Consider the following 13,820-nt stretch of genomic DNA (forward strand, 5'->3'; position numbering starts at 1 on the left):
TGCATGCTGCTCAAGGGCAAGACCGCCGTCATTTCGGGCGGCGCCGGCCGCCGCGGCATCGGCTTCGCCACCGCAAAACTCTTTGTCGAGCATGGAGCCCGCGTCGCCATCCTCGACATCGACGCAAAGGCCGCCGCCGAGGCCGCCGCGGACCTTGGCACCGGCCATCTCGGCATCGCCTGCGACGTCAGCAATGCTGCGGCCTGCAAGGCGGCTGCCGATGAGGTCATTTCAGCCTTTGGCCATGTCGACATCCTCCTCAACAATGCCGGCATCACCCAGCCGGTGAAGACGATGGAGATCACCGAGGCCGACTGGCACCGGATCCTCGCGGTCAACACCACTGGCGTCCTCTTCCTCAGCCAGGCCTTCATCCCGCACATGCGCTCGCGCAAGGCCGGTTCGATCGCCTGCATGTCCTCGGTCTCGGCGCAGCGCGGTGGCGGCATCTTCGGCGGCCCACACTATTCCGCCGCCAAGGCGGGCGTCCTCGGCCTCGCCAAGGCCATGGCCCGCGAGCTGGGGCCGGACGGTATCCGCGTCAATTGCGTCACTCCCGGCCTCATCCAGACCGACATCACCGGCGACAAGCTGACCCCGGCCATGAAGGCCGAGATCGCCGCCGGCATTCCGCTGGGGCGCCTGGGCGAGGCCCGCGATGTCGCCGGAGCCTATCTCTTCCTCGCGTCGGACCTCTCCGCCTACATCACCGGCGCGGTCATCGACGTGAATGGCGGCATGCTGATCCACTGATCCACTGATCGCGGCCGTCGCGCCAACCCGCACTCCCACCCGTCCGGAGCCTCCCGTGACAGCCTCACCCGGCCACAACAAGGAACTGGCGGAGCGCGCCTATCGCATTCGCCGCAACGCGGTGCTGATGGGCGAGGTCCAGGGCCAGGGCTACATCGCCCAGGCCCTCGACATCGCCGACGTGCTCGCCGTCGCCTATTTCCACGCCATGCGCTACCGGCCGGACGACCCGGACTGGGAGGGCCGCGACCGCTTCCTCCTGTCGAACGGCCACTACGCCATCGCGCTCTATGCCGCGCTCATCGAGGCGGGGATCATCCCGGCCGAGGAGCTCGAGACCTATGGCGGCGACGAGAGCCGCCTGCCGATGTCCGGCATGGCCGCCTACACGCCGGGGATGGAGATGTCGGGCGGCTCGCTCGGCCTTGGCCTCTCCATCGCCGTAGGCAAGGCGATGGGGCTGAAGCGCAAGGGCTCGGACAGCCGCGTCTATGTCCTCTTCTCCGACGGCGAACTCGATGAGGGCTCGGTCTGGGAGGCCATCATGGCCGCCGCCCACCACAAGCTCGACAACATCATCGCAATCGTCGACGTCAACAACCAGCAGGCCGATGGGCCCTCGACCCAGGTCATGGGCTTCGAGCCGCTGGTGGATCGCCTGGAGGCCTTCGGCTGGCACACCCAGCGTGTCGACGGCAACGACCTCGACGCGGTGGTGAAGGCCTTCGACGCCGCCCGCGACCATGGCGAGCCGAAGCCGCGGATGATCATTGCCGACACCCTCATGGGCAAAGGCGTGCCCTTCCTGGAGGCGCGCGAGAAGAACCACTTCATCCGTGTCGAGGCGCATGAATGGAAGCTCGCGCTCGATGCGCTCGATGCCGGGAGGCTCGGATGACCAAACCCGTCCTGACATCATCGGGCAAGCCGCGGCTCACCACCTCCGCCATGATCGCCTCCATCGCGGGGGAGGGGCAGCGGACGAAGCCCGCCCCCTTCGGCCATGCGCTGGTCGCCGCCGCGAAGGAGCGGCCGGAAATCGTCGGCCTGACCGCCGATCTCGGCAAATACACCGACCTGCACATCTTCGCGCAGGCCTATCCCGATCGCTTCTACCAGATGGGCATGGCCGAGCAGGTCATGTTCGGCGCCGCCTCGGGCCTTGCCGCCGAGGGTTTCACGCCCTTCGCCACGACCTATGCCGTCTTCGCCTCGCGCCGCGCCTATGACTTCATCCACCAGACGATCGCGGAAGAGGACCGCAACGTGAAGATCGTCTGCGCCCTGCCGGGCCTGACGTCGGGCTATGGCCCGAGCCACCAGGCGACCGAAGATCTGGCGCTGATGCGCGCCATTCCCGGCATGACGGTGATCGACCCTTGCGACGCCCATGAGATCGAGCAGGCGGTTCCGGCCATCGCCGACCATCGCGGCCCGGTCTATATGCGCCTGCTGCGCGGTCAGGTGCCGCTGGTGCTCGACGAGTACGGCTACAGGTTCGAGATCGGCAAGGCCAAGGTCATCCGCGACGGCACCGACGTGCTGGTCATCTCCTCCGGCCTGCTCACCATGCGCACGCTGGAAGCTGCCGCAAAGCTCGCGGCCGACAAGGTCAGCGTCGCCGTGCTGCACGCGCCGACCATCAAGCCGCTCGATACGGCAACGATCCTTGCCGAAGCCGGCAAGACCGGGCGCCTCGTCGTCGTCGCCGAGAACCACACGGTTGTCGGCGGCCTGGGCGAGGCGGTGGCGGGGCTGCTGATGCGCAACGGTCTCAGCCCGCGCTTCCGCCAGATCGGCCTGCCCGACGAATTCCTCGCGGCCGGCGCCCTGCCGACCCTGCACGACCGCTACGGCATCTCGACCGATGCCATCTGCACCAGCCTGAAGGCCTGGCTCGCGGGCTGAACGCCCGCACCAACGCATGAGAGGCGCGACGCTCCAAACCCGCCTGGCGCCGCATGAGCCGCGCCAGGACGCCTGCGTGGTTGGCGCGCGCCGCGCCCGTCAGAAATTGACCTTGTCGCCGCCCTTGAGGCCGAGGATCTCGCGGGCGTCGTCTGGCGTGGCGATCTCCAGCCCCATGCCCTCGATGATCTGGCGCACCTTGGTCACCTGCTCGGCGTTGTTCTTCGCGAGCTTGCCCGGGCCGATCCACAGCGAGTCCTCGAGGCCGACGCGGACATTCCCGCCCATGGCCAGCGCCATGGCGGCGATGGTCATCTGGTTCCGCCCGGCGCCAAGCACCGACCACTGGTACTGGTCGCCGAACAGCCGGTCGGCGGTGCGCTTCATCATCACCACGTCCTCGTAATGGCCGCCGATGCCGCCGAGGATGCCGAAGACCGACTGGATGAAGAAGGGCGGCTTGATCACGCCGCGGTCCGCGAAATGGCGCAGCGTGTAGAGATGGCCGATGTCGTAGCACTCCACCTCGAAGCGGGTGCCGTTGTTGGCGCAGGTGGTGAGGATATATTCGATGTCGGCGAGCGTGTTCTTGAACATGCCGGCGCGCGAGCCCTCCAGATAGGGCCGCTCCCAGTCATATTTGAACTCCTTGTAGCGATCGAGCATCGGGTAGAGGCCGAAGTTCATCGTGCCCATGTTGAGGCTCGCCACCTCCGGCGCGTAATGCGCGGCAGGCTTCACCCGCTCGTCGACGGTCATGGTCTGCGAGCCGCCGGTGGTGATGTTGATGGCGACGTTGGAGGCCTGCTTGATGACCTTCAGGAACGGCGCATAGGCCTCGATCGACTGGTCGGGCCGACCGTCCTTGGGGTCGCGCGCGTGAAGATGGACGATGGCCGCACCGGCTTCCGCCGCCGCGATCGCATTCTCGGCGATCTCCTGCGCGGTCACCGGCAGGTGCTCCGACATGGTCGGCGTATGGATCGAGCCGGTAATGGCGCAGGTGATGATGACTTTCTTCGACTTGGCCATGCGAGGCTCCTTACGTCGGCATGCGGGACAGGTGAGGATCAGGCCGGTTTCTTCTTCGCGCCGCGCTTGTGGGCCTTCAAGGCGGCCAAACGGCTGTCGCGCCATTTCGACAGGCGGGCTATGCGCTCAGGCGTCTGCTCGCCCGGCCATTCCGCCATGATCGCCGCCTCGTTGGCGGAGGTGAAGACCTTGCGGCCGGTGAGGCGGGTGAGGCTCGGCCCGTAGCGGCGATTGTAGTCGGGGATGCCGCCGGGGGCGTTGAGCTCGATGGTCTCGAACGGCCCCATGAAGCTCCAGCGCAGGCCGAGCCCGTCGCGAATGGTCTTGTCGAGGTCCTCCGGCGAGACGACGCCCGAGCCGACGAGATCGAAGGCCTCGGCCATCAGCACGGCCTGCAGGCGGTTCAGCACGAAGCCGTCGACCTCCTTGCGCACGATGATCGGCACCTGGCCAGCGCGGGCATAGAGGCCGCGCGCCTTCTCGACCACCTTCGGATCGGTCCAGGGCGAGGGACAGAGCTCGACGATGGGGACGAGATGCGGCGGGTTGACCGGATGGGCGACGAGCACGCGGGAGCGGTGCTTGAGATTCTTGGCCCAGAGCGAGGCGAAGAGAAAGGAGGTCGAGGAGACGACGATGGCAGAGGCCGGGGCGAGGGTGTCGATCTCGGTGTGGATGGCGATCTTGGCCTCCACCGTCTCGGGCCCGTTCTCCTGGACGAGGGCGGTGCCGGCGAGGGCCTCGGCGAGGCTGCCGCAGGCGACCAGGTTCTGCGCCGCGCCCTTGGGGTCCTTCACCAGGTCGAGGTCGGCGAGCTCCTTGAGGTTCCGGGCGATATGGGCCTTGGCCGCCTTGGCGACGCCGGGAACGGGATCGTAGAGCGCCGTCGTCCAGCCGTGGCTGCAGAAGACCGTGGCCCAGGCCCGCCCGATCAGGCCCGATCCGATGATGGCGACCTTCGGCATGTCAGTTCCCTCGTTTGATATCTGTCGCAGTGTTTTGCTCGTAGGCAGCCAAGCGATCGTCGGCGGTTGGGCTACCTTGTCCTCGCACCTCTTGCGGCGGGGAGGGGATCGGGGCCGAAGTGTTGCCGCGCATCAGGCAGGCCGCCAGAATGGTCTCGACGGCGCCGTCCAGGCTTTCCGCGATGTGGTGGTTGCTGACGCGGATGATCTCGTAGCCGCGCGACCTGAGGTCATCGTCTCGAAAGGCATCACGCTGGGCCTGCTCGCCATATCCGTGGTGGTCGCCGTCGATCTCGATAACGATCTTCAGGCTGTGGCAGGCAAAATCGACGATGTATGGGCCTACCGGTGCCTGCCGCCGCGGGTGAAAGCCTGGAATGGCGAACTGGCGGATGGCATTCCAGATGAGTCGTTCTTGAAATGTCGCCTCGCGTCTGAGGCGGCGGGCAATGGGTATGCGGTGATCGCGGCGTCGTTCCATCGCGGCCCCCCACCCCTGACCCCTCCCCGCCGCAAGCGGGGGGAGGGGAATGGAGCCATTCCCCGCCCACGAGCGCAAGGTCGCCGCGACGGAGCCGTTGAGCGCCTTTTCCCCTCCCCCCGCTTGCGGCGGGGAGGGGTCAGGGATGGGGGGGCGAAACCACGAGGCCCAAGCTGGATGCGGCCTCATCGTCACAGCCACAGGACCTTGCGGCGCAGGTCCTGGTCCTCGCGCAGTTCGCGGGAGGCGCCGGCCCAGGTGACGGAGCCGCGCTCCAGCGCGACGGTCCGGTCGGAGAGCGCCAGGGCGAGATCAAGATGATGGTCGACGAGGATGATCGACACGTCATGGCGCAGCTTGTCGAAGGCTTCGAACAGCTCCTCGGTGATCGCCGGCGAGAGGCCTTCGAAGGGCTCGTCGAGCAGCAGGACCCGGGTATCGCCAACAAGGGCGCGGGCGACCGCGACCATCTGCTGTTCGCCGCCGGAGAGGAAGTCGGCGGGGGTGGTCCAGCGCTCCTTCAGGCGCGGGAAGAAATCCAGCACCCGGTCCTCGTCCCAGTGGCGACCGGCTCCGGTGATCCGCCGCAGCCGGCCGAGCATGAGATTGTCCTTCACCGACATGCCGGCGAACAGGCCACGACCCTGCGGGACATAGCCGATGCCGCGCCGCGCCGCCTGGTCCGGCGCCAGGCCCGAGAGCGTCTCGCCGGCCAACGTGATCGTGCCAGAGGCCGGCTGGGCAATGCCGGTGATGGTCTTGAGGACCGTCGACTTTCCCGCGCCGTTGCGGCCGAGCAGAGCGACGATCTCACCCGAGCGGACGGTGAAGCTGACGTCGTTCAGGATGTGGCTCTTGCCGTAGAAGGTGTTGACCGTATCGAGGGAGAGCAGCGTGTCCTGTGTCGCGGCCGAGGCGCGCTCCTTCGCCGCCACCGCATGGGCGCCCGAGCCGAGATAGACCGCCTGGACCCGCTCGGAAGAGCGCGCCTCCTCGACCGAGCCGTCCACCAGCACCTCGCCATCGTTCATCACCGTGACGTGGTCCGCGAGCTGGAAGACGCGGTCGATGTCGTGCTCGACGAGCAGCACCGGAATGTCGCCGGAGATGGTCTTGATGATGTCGCCGACGCGCTTGCGCTCGGCCGCGGCAAGGCCCGCCAGCGGCTCGTCGAGGAGGAGGATGCGCGGGCGCGTCGCCAGGGCGAGCGCCATGTCGACGAGGCGCTGCCCGCCATAGGACAGCGAGCCGGCCTCGGCCTGCTCGATGCCGGCAAGGCCGAGATAGCGAATGAGGGTCGCCGTCTCGTCCTTGATGCCGGGCAGGGCGGTGGCCTCCGCCCACAGGCCGAAGCGGCCGGAATGCCGGGCCTGGATGGCGAGGCGGACATTCTCCTCGATGGACAGACCGGGAAAGAGGTTGGTGATCTGGAAGGAGCGTCCGACGCCGGCCTGGGTGATGGCCTGCGGCGACAGGCCGCCGACCTCGCGTCCATCGAGCCGGACGGAGCCGCGATCTGGCGGGAACATGCCCGACAGCAGGTTGAAGGCCGTGGTCTTGCCGGCGCCGTTGGGGCCGATCAGCGCGTGGAGGGTGCGGTCGCGCACCGCGAAGGAGACCCCGCGCACCGCCTTGATGCCACCGAAGCTCTTGGCGATGTCGTCGACGGCGAGGACCGGTGCCCCGGCCGCCGTCGCGCCCTCGCGGATGAAGGCCGGCGGCACGGGCCCGACCGCCTCGACCCGCCGCGCCGCCATGGCCGCATCGGTTTCGGGCACCTTGCGGAACGGCGCCATCAGCCGTCCCGCCACGCCCACGAGGCCGGTGGGCGAGAAGATGATGAAGCCGACGAAGAGCAGCCCGAAAAACAGCAGCCAGCTCGCTGTGTAGAGCGAGAGGTACTCGCGGAAGAGCATGAAGAAGAGGGCGCCCAGAGCCGGCCCCATGAAGGAGCGCATGCCGCCGATCACCACCATGGCGAGGAGTTCGCCGGAGAACTGGATGGCGATCGGGTCCGCCGAGGTGAAGCGGTGGTGGAAGGCGGACAGGACGCCCGCAAAGCCGGTGATGGTGGCGGAGAGCGTGAAGGCGATGAGCTTGTAGCGGTCGGTGTCGTAACCGATGAAGCGGGAGCGCACCTCGTTCTCGCGAATGGAGACGAGGACCGTGCCGACAGGCGAGGTGTGGAACCGCTGAAGCAGGAGCACCACAAGGAAGCCGATGAGGGCGACCACCGTGTAGAACACCCAGCCATTGTTGAGATTGGCAAAGCCCCAGTCCGGCCTGACGACACCGCCGAGGCCGTTCTCGCCACCCGTCAGGTCCGTCCAGCGGAAGGAGACGGTGTAGGCGACCGCCGTCATGGCGAGGGTCAGCAGCGAGAAATAGACGCCGCGGCGGCGCAGGATCAGCAGGCCGAGAAGGGCCGAGACGACGCCGACGAACAGGATCGAAAAGCCCATCGGCAGCAGCATCTGGCCGGGAAAGAAATGGCGCTGCGCGAGGACCGCGGCATAGGCGCCGATCCCGAAGAAGGCGCCGTGGCCGAAGGAGACGAGGCCGGTATGGCCGACAAGGATGTTCAGTGCGAGGGCGGCGATGGCGAAGATGACCACGTCGGTCGCCGAGGTCAGGGTCAGCCCGATCGACAGCATGAAGACGGGCAGGACGACGAGCGCCGCGAGGGCTGCGAGAAGGTTGCGCAGGGCCGGGGTCATCGTGTCACTCGAATTTCTGGATGCGCTCGCCGAAGAGGCCGCGCGGCCGCATCAGCAGGACGAGGACCATCAGGAGATAGACCGAGGCCTCGGTGGCAGCGGGATAGAAATGGGCGGCGACACCGCGGGTCATGCCGACGATGGCGGCGGCGGCGACCACGCCCCAGAAGGAGCCGAGGCCGCCGATCACCACCACCACGAAGGCGAAGGTGATGATTTCCTGGCCCATGGCGGGGTGGACGCCGGCGATCGGCGCGATCAGCACGCCGGCCAGCGCCGCAAGGCCGACGCCGATCATCACCACCGCCGTCATGTAGGGCTTCAGCGAGATGCCGAGGGCGCCGACCATGTCGGGGTTCTGCACGCCGGCGCGGACCACCTTGCCGAAGGCGGTGCGGGTCAGCAGCAGCCAGAGACCGAAGACGGCGACGGCCGTGATGCCGAGGGTGATCAGCCGGTAGCGCGAATAGACGAAGTCCCCGAGGAAGACCTGGCCGCGCAGCTCGGGCGGAATGGAGAAGGGGATGGGCGCCGCGCCGTAGATCATGCGCAGGCCCTGCTCGGCGACCATGGCGAGGCCGAAGGTCAGCAACAGGCCGAGGATCGGGTCGGCCGTGTAGAAGCGGCGGAGCAGGTAGCGCTCGACCACCATGCCGATGATGGCGACGATCACCGGCGAGGCGATGAGCGCGCCGCCGAAGCCGATGCGCTCCGACAGGGTGACCGCGAGATAGGCGCCGAGCGCATAGAAGGCCCCGTGGGCCAGGTTCACGATGCCGCCGAGGGAGAAGATCATCGACAGGCCGAGCGCGATCATCAGGTAGTAGGAGCCGGCCAGGAGGCCGTTGAGGATCTGCGACAGGAGCGGGATCAGGTCAGGCACGGGATCCGTCCAGATTGCGGGATGGCATCGGCGTTCGGCGGGAAAGGGCGGTGCTTCGCGGCGATCCGCGGCAGCGGCAGCGCGCGCGCAGGTGCGACGAGGTCAGGCGACCGGAGCGGCGCAATCCGCCGCCCCGGCCTGTCCTGTCAGGTCACGCCCGGAACGTGCACTTGTTCTCGTCGTCGGTCGCCGCGATGACCTCGAGGCTCTCGTTGGCGGCGGGAACCGGGGGCGAGGAGGTGAAGATGTCGTACTGGTTGCGGATCTGCGCCGCGGGCAGCGCGGTGATCGCGTACATCTCCATCATCATCTGATGGTCCTTGGCCCTGAAGTAGCCCTCGCGGGTCTTCAGCAGGTCGAACTTCGCGCCCTTCTCGAAATGCTCGACGATCTTCACCGGATCGGTCGCGCGCGTCTCGGCGATGGCCTGCGCGACGATCTTCAGCGAGCAGTAGTCGCCCCAGGCCTGGTTCTCAGGCATGCGGTTGTACTTCCGCTGGAAGCCGCTGACGAAGGACTTCGAACCGGGCGTGTCGATGAGGTGATGCCAGACGACCGGCCAGATGCCACCGAAATTGCCGCGGCCAGCGCCCCAGGCCAGGGCCGTGTCGAAGCCGAAGCCGGCGACCGGGAAGGTCAGGCCGAACTCGGCATATTGCTTGAGGAAGTTGGTGATCTGCGTGCCCGCGAGGTTGAGGCAGACCACGTCCGGACGGGCCTGGCGGATCTTCAGCAGGAAGGGCGAGAAGTCGGCGAGGTCCGTGGGGATGAGGTCGTCACCCGCATGGTTGCCGCCATTGGCGCCCATGTAGCGCTTGGCGACGTTGAGCAGGTCGTGGCCGAAGGCATAGTCCGCCGTCAGCGAGTACCACCGCTTGCCCGAGACGAGGCCGTCGCGGATCAGCGAGCGGCCCACCGCCTTCACGTACATCGAGTTCTGCGCCTCGATGTGGAACATGAACTTCTGGCAGTCAGAGCCGCGCAGCGCGTCCGAATTGGCGCCGGTGTTGATGAACAGCACCTTCTCGCGCTGGACGACCTGGGCGATGGCGAGGGCCGAGGCCGAGGAGATCTCGCCGAGCAGGGCAATGATCTTGTCGCGCTGGACGAGGCGCTCGGCCTTGGCGGAGGCCTGCTGCGGGTTGGGGCTGTCGTCGAGGATGAGCTCGATCCGCCGACCGAGGACGCCGCCGGCGGCATTGATCTCTTCCGCCGCGAGCTGGACGGCCTGGGCGGCATATTCGCCCAGGGGACCGAGGAAGCCGGTGCGGGGCGTGATGTGACCGATCTTGATGGTCTCGGCCTGTGCGTAGCTGATCGCCGGAGCGCCGATGGCGCCGAGCGCAGCGACGCCGGCCGATGCCTTCAGCACGGTACGGCGGGACAGACTCTTATGGTCCGGGGTCGTTTTGCCCGTCATGGGGACGTCTCCTCAAGGTGCGTTTTCCAGGCCCTGCGTCACACCGGCGGGCGCGTTGGCCGCTCCTCGCCGACGGCCAGCCGGAGCTTGCCGTGATCTGTGATCACAGTTAGGGTTCCTCATTGGCGGCGCTTTGTCCAGCCCCTTCGCGAGAGGGGATGACGGTCCCGCCGGATAGAAAGGTCGCAGCCCGGAGCCCCGATGAGCGTCGCCGACGCCCTCACTACGATTGGCCCGCTGGAGCGGGAGACGCTCGGCGAGCGGGTTTATGGGCACCTGCGTGAGTTGCTCATGGCCGGCCGGCTTGCGCCGGGCGACAAGATCTCGCTCCGGGCGACGGCGCTGGCGCTGGGCACCAGCATGATGCCGGTGCGCGAGGCGGTGAGCCGTCTGGTGGCGGACCGGGCGCTGGAGGTGACGCCGAACCGCGCCGTGCGCGTTCCCGTCATGTCGGAGGAGGGGTTTCGCGAGCTGACGACGGTGCGCATCTCCATCGAAGGTTTTGCGGCCGAGGCGGCAGCGGCTGCGGCGGATGCCAGGGCCATCGAGCGGATTGCCGGCCATGAAGCGGCCTTCCGCGCACTCGGAAGCCAGCCGGTGGCCGACCTCGCCGAGGCCGTCCGCATCAACAAGAACCTGCATTTCGCGATCTACGAGGCGGCCGGCTTGCCGACCCTGGTCGAGATCATCGGGGCGCTCTGGCTGAAGGCCGGACCGGTGCTCAATCTCGACCTCGGCGCCAATCCGGATCGTCTGGCCCGCAGCGGCGCCATCCGGTTCCACGCCGAGGCGCTGGCCGCGATCCGGGCGCGCGATGGCGCGGCGGCGCGGACCGCCATCGTCGCCGACATCAGCGGCGCCGCGGACTTCATCATCGGGCGCGGCGGCCTCGCCGCAGCTCGCAACAGGGCATAAGGAGACGGACCATGGATCTGGGCATCGGCGGGCTGCGTGTGCTGGTGACAGCGGGCGCCAACGGCATCGGCCGCGAGGTCGCGCGGGCCTTCGCCGAGGAGGGGGCCAAGGTCCATGTCTGCGACGTCGACAGGGATGCGCTTGCCGAACTCGCGACCACCGATCCCGGCATCTCGTCGTCGTGGTGCGATGTGGCCGACCGTTCGGCGGTGAAGGCCCTGTTCGACACGGCGATCGATCGCCTCGGCGGCCTCGACGTGCTCGTCAACAATGCGGGCATCGCGGGTCCCACCGGCCGCGTCGAGGAGATCAACCCGGAGGACTGGGATCGCTGCATCGAGGTCTGCCTGACCAGCCAGTTCAACTGCGCGCGACTCGCCGTGCCGCATCTGAAGGCGAGCCCCAACGCCTCGATCATCAATCTTGCCTCGGTCGCCGGTCGCTTCGGCTTCGCGCTGCGGACCCCCTATGCCGCCGCCAAATGGGGCGTCGTCGGGTTCACCAAGTCGCTGTCGATCGAGCTCGGCGAGTTCGGTATCCGCGTCAACGCCATCCTTCCCGGCCTCGTGGAGGGCGACAGGATCCGGCGCGTGCTCGAAGCCAAGGCGCAGTCCCGCGGGGTCTCGTTCCACGAGATGGAGACGCAGGCAGTGGCCTATACCTCGCTCAAGACCTTCGTTACGGCCCGCCAGCTCGCCGACCAGATGCTCTTCCTGGCGTCCCCCAAGGGTCGGACCATTTCCGGGCAGGCTCTGTCGATCTGCGGCGACATGCAGATGCTGACCTGACGACCGCGCGTCTTGCGGCCCTGGGGCCGGAGCCGACGAGGATGGCGCGTCAAGGGGACGAGAAGCCCTCGACGAAGCGCCGGTCGATCCAGTCCTTCCACCACCAGACCCACCGCCCCTCGACGGCGATCCGGTCGCCCCACGAGGCGACCGCCCGGCCATCGCCGGTGGACAGGATGGCGAGCGCCCGCGCCTGGGGTCGATAGGCCATCGGCGGCTCGCCGCGGATCCGCCGGCGAAGGTTCTGCGCGAGGACCGGGCCTTGCCGCACCGCGTAGACCCCCGCCTTGTCCAGCCGCTGGCCGACGAGTTCGGCGCAGTCTCCGGTGGCGAAGACCGCGTCATCGCCGGTGCTGGCAAGCGTCGGCCGGACCAACACCGATCCGTCGGGGGAGAGGGGCAGATCCGCGCCCGCGAGCCAGGGCTGTCCCCGCGCCGCGGTCGCCATGATCGTCAGGTCCGAAGCGATCCAGCGGCCGTCCTCGGCCTTTGCGCCATCCGCCGCGACCTCGGTGATCCGGCAGGACGGCAGGACCTCGATATCCTTGCGCGCGAGAATGCGCGCCAGTTTGCCCCTCGCGTGCGGATTGAGGCGCGGGACCAGGCCGCGCCCCGCGGCGATCCCGATCCAGGGATGGGGCCGCTGTTCAGAGCCGGCGAGGCGGGCTCGCAACGCCAGGGCGACCTCGACGCCCGCAGGTCCGCCGCCGATCACCAGGATTTGCCCCGGCGCCTTCGCCGGCGGCCCTGAGCCCAGGGCGCCCTCCAGTTTCGCCAGCAGGCGTCCGATCGGTTTCAGGGCCAGCGCGAACCGGTCGGCCCCGGTGACGGAGGAGAGGTCCGGCGTGATGCCGATGTTCAGCGACAGCGTGTCGTAGGGGAGGTGGCTCCCATCGGCGAGAACGACCCGGCGCCCCGGCCGGTCGATCCCGACCGCCGCCTGCGGAACGACATCCGCCCCGCAACGGGCCGCGAGGGCCGCTAGATCGATATGCATGGCCTCGCGGGAGTAGAGTCCAGCGATATGTCCCGGCAGCATGCCGGAATAGGGAGCTTCGAGGCTGTCGCTCACGAGGGTCAGCCGGGCGAGGGGCTGAGGTTGGCGCGCAAACGCCCGGAGCACCTGGACATGGCTGTGCCCTCCGCCGACCAGGACGACGCGGTGCTCAGCCATGTGGCGGCCCGTCCACCCTGGCGGGCCGAGCCGGTGTCGCCGCGCCCGCACGGGTCATGGGACGGGTGTCTCCCCGGATCGCGACAGCCACTTCTTCAGGGGGATAGCGACCAGCGACAGGAGAGCGAGGCCGCAGAGCCCGGCGATGATCTCCGGCGTGAGGATGGAGGCCGGGGAGAGGGTCTCGCCACTGTCGAGAACCGCCCCGAGACCGGCTCCGGTCACCGAGAAGACGGCCGTGGCCGGGATGATGCCGACAAAGGTCGTCGCCACATAGGTCCGCAAGGGAACACCGATCAGCGCCGGGACGAGATTGACCAGGAAGAACGGGAAGATCGGCACGAGGCGCAGGACGAGCAGATAGGCCGCGGCGTTGCGACGGACACCTGCGGCCATGGCAGCGGCGGCCGGACCGAACCGCTCCAGCGCATCGGCGCCGAACACCGTTCGCGCGAAGAGAAAGATCAGCGACGCGCCGAGGGTGGCGGCCACCACCGTGAACAGGGTGCCGGACAGGGCGCCGAACAGGAACCCTCCGGAGAGCGTGAGGAACACGGCGCCCGGCAGCGACAGGGCGACGGCCGCCACATAGACCGCGATATAGGCGAGGGCGGAGCCGACGGGATGGCGGGCCACCAAGTCCTGCAGCCCGCCGCGATGGGTCCGCAGTGTCTCCAGCGTCAGCTGGTCGGCAAGCCCCGACCAGCGCAGGCCCACCAGCAGGCAGATCAGCCCGATGGCGGCCCACAGGCGTTTGTCCCGCAGATAGGTTTTCAGCGCCATG

Annotated in this window: 13 protein-coding genes; 5 read left to right on the forward strand and 8 right to left on the reverse strand. The window is 68.3% G+C overall.

The annotated features are described in order from the left end of the window. Positions 1 to 3: 3 nt before the first annotated feature. Genes C8P69_RS01390 through C8P69_RS01400 form a run of 3 tightly spaced genes read left to right on the forward strand, consistent with a single transcriptional unit; the run spans position 4 to position 2,661 of the window. On the forward strand, positions 4 to 753 hold the full coding sequence (locus C8P69_RS01390) for an SDR family NAD(P)-dependent oxidoreductase (RefSeq protein ID WP_108174068.1): 750 nt from the start codon (positions 4 to 6) through the stop codon (positions 751 to 753). A 55-nt stretch (positions 754 to 808) separates the two neighbouring features. Continuing rightward, a complete protein-coding gene (locus C8P69_RS01395; protein WP_245901824.1) occupies positions 809 to 1,651 on the forward strand; it encodes a transketolase in 843 nt (280 codons plus the stop codon). Continuing rightward, positions 1,648 to 2,661, forward strand: coding sequence for a transketolase family protein (locus tag C8P69_RS01400; RefSeq protein ID WP_245901825.1), 1,014 nt, complete (start codon positions 1,648 to 1,650; stop codon positions 2,659 to 2,661). The genes C8P69_RS01395 and C8P69_RS01400 overlap by 4 nt, the downstream gene beginning before the upstream one ends. A 99-nt stretch (positions 2,662 to 2,760) precedes the next feature. Here the strand turns inward: C8P69_RS01400 and kce are convergent, their stop codons facing one another. The 6 genes from kce to C8P69_RS01430 form a co-directional block, all read right to left on the reverse strand. Next, a complete protein-coding gene (gene kce / locus C8P69_RS01405; protein ID WP_108174070.1) occupies positions 2,761 to 3,693 on the reverse strand; it encodes a 3,5-dioxohexanoate:acetyl-CoA acetone transferase in 933 nt (310 codons plus the stop codon). A 38-nt stretch (positions 3,694 to 3,731) separates the two neighbouring features. After that, the gene (locus C8P69_RS01410) at positions 3,732 to 4,658 is read right to left on the reverse strand and encodes a 3-hydroxyacyl-CoA dehydrogenase (protein WP_108174071.1); all 927 of its coding nucleotides are present in this window, start codon (positions 4,656 to 4,658) and stop codon (positions 3,732 to 3,734) included. Between the two features lies 1 nt (position 4,659). Continuing rightward, complete coding sequence (locus C8P69_RS01415) at positions 4,660 to 5,139, reverse strand: endonuclease domain-containing protein (protein WP_170118087.1); 480 nt, start codon at positions 5,137 to 5,139, stop codon at positions 4,660 to 4,662. A gap of 191 nt (positions 5,140 to 5,330) precedes the next feature. Beyond that, positions 5,331 to 7,856 (reverse strand): branched-chain amino acid ABC transporter ATP-binding protein/permease, encoded by a 2,526-nt coding sequence (locus C8P69_RS01420; protein ID WP_108174073.1) that lies wholly within the window; start codon positions 7,854 to 7,856, stop codon positions 5,331 to 5,333. A gap of 4 nt (positions 7,857 to 7,860) precedes the next feature. Next, the gene (locus C8P69_RS01425; RefSeq protein ID WP_108174074.1) at positions 7,861 to 8,739 is read right to left on the reverse strand and encodes a branched-chain amino acid ABC transporter permease; all 879 of its coding nucleotides are present in this window, start codon (positions 8,737 to 8,739) and stop codon (positions 7,861 to 7,863) included. A gap of 151 nt (positions 8,740 to 8,890) precedes the next feature. Next, entirely contained in the window at positions 8,891 to 10,159 is a 1,269-nt protein-coding gene (locus C8P69_RS01430; protein WP_108174075.1) for an ABC transporter substrate-binding protein, read from the reverse strand. Positions 10,160 to 10,360: 201 nt separating this feature from the next. On the opposite strand from C8P69_RS01430, the gene C8P69_RS01435 reads away from it, so the two are divergent. Together C8P69_RS01435 and C8P69_RS01440 are read left to right on the forward strand one after the other, a co-directional pair. Continuing rightward, entirely contained in the window at positions 10,361 to 11,074 is a 714-nt protein-coding gene (locus tag C8P69_RS01435; RefSeq protein ID WP_108174076.1) for a GntR family transcriptional regulator, read from the forward strand. Positions 11,075 to 11,085: 11 nt separating this feature from the next. Next, a complete protein-coding gene (locus tag C8P69_RS01440) occupies positions 11,086 to 11,862 on the forward strand; it encodes an SDR family oxidoreductase (RefSeq protein WP_108174077.1) in 777 nt (258 codons plus the stop codon). A gap of 49 nt (positions 11,863 to 11,911) precedes the next feature. On the opposite strand, the gene C8P69_RS01445 is transcribed toward C8P69_RS01440, so the two are convergent. Then, the gene (locus tag C8P69_RS01445; protein WP_108174078.1) at positions 11,912 to 13,036 is read right to left on the reverse strand and encodes an FAD-dependent oxidoreductase; all 1,125 of its coding nucleotides are present in this window, start codon (positions 13,034 to 13,036) and stop codon (positions 11,912 to 11,914) included. A 54-nt stretch (positions 13,037 to 13,090) separates the two neighbouring features. Continuing rightward, on the reverse strand, positions 13,091 to 13,819 hold the full coding sequence (locus C8P69_RS01450; protein WP_108174079.1) for a TVP38/TMEM64 family protein: 729 nt from the start codon (positions 13,817 to 13,819) through the stop codon (positions 13,091 to 13,093). Position 13,820 lies beyond the last annotated feature (1 nt).

Source organism: Phreatobacter oligotrophus (assembly GCF_003046185.1).
Lineage (GTDB): Bacteria > Pseudomonadota > Alphaproteobacteria > Rhizobiales > Phreatobacteraceae > Phreatobacter > Phreatobacter oligotrophus.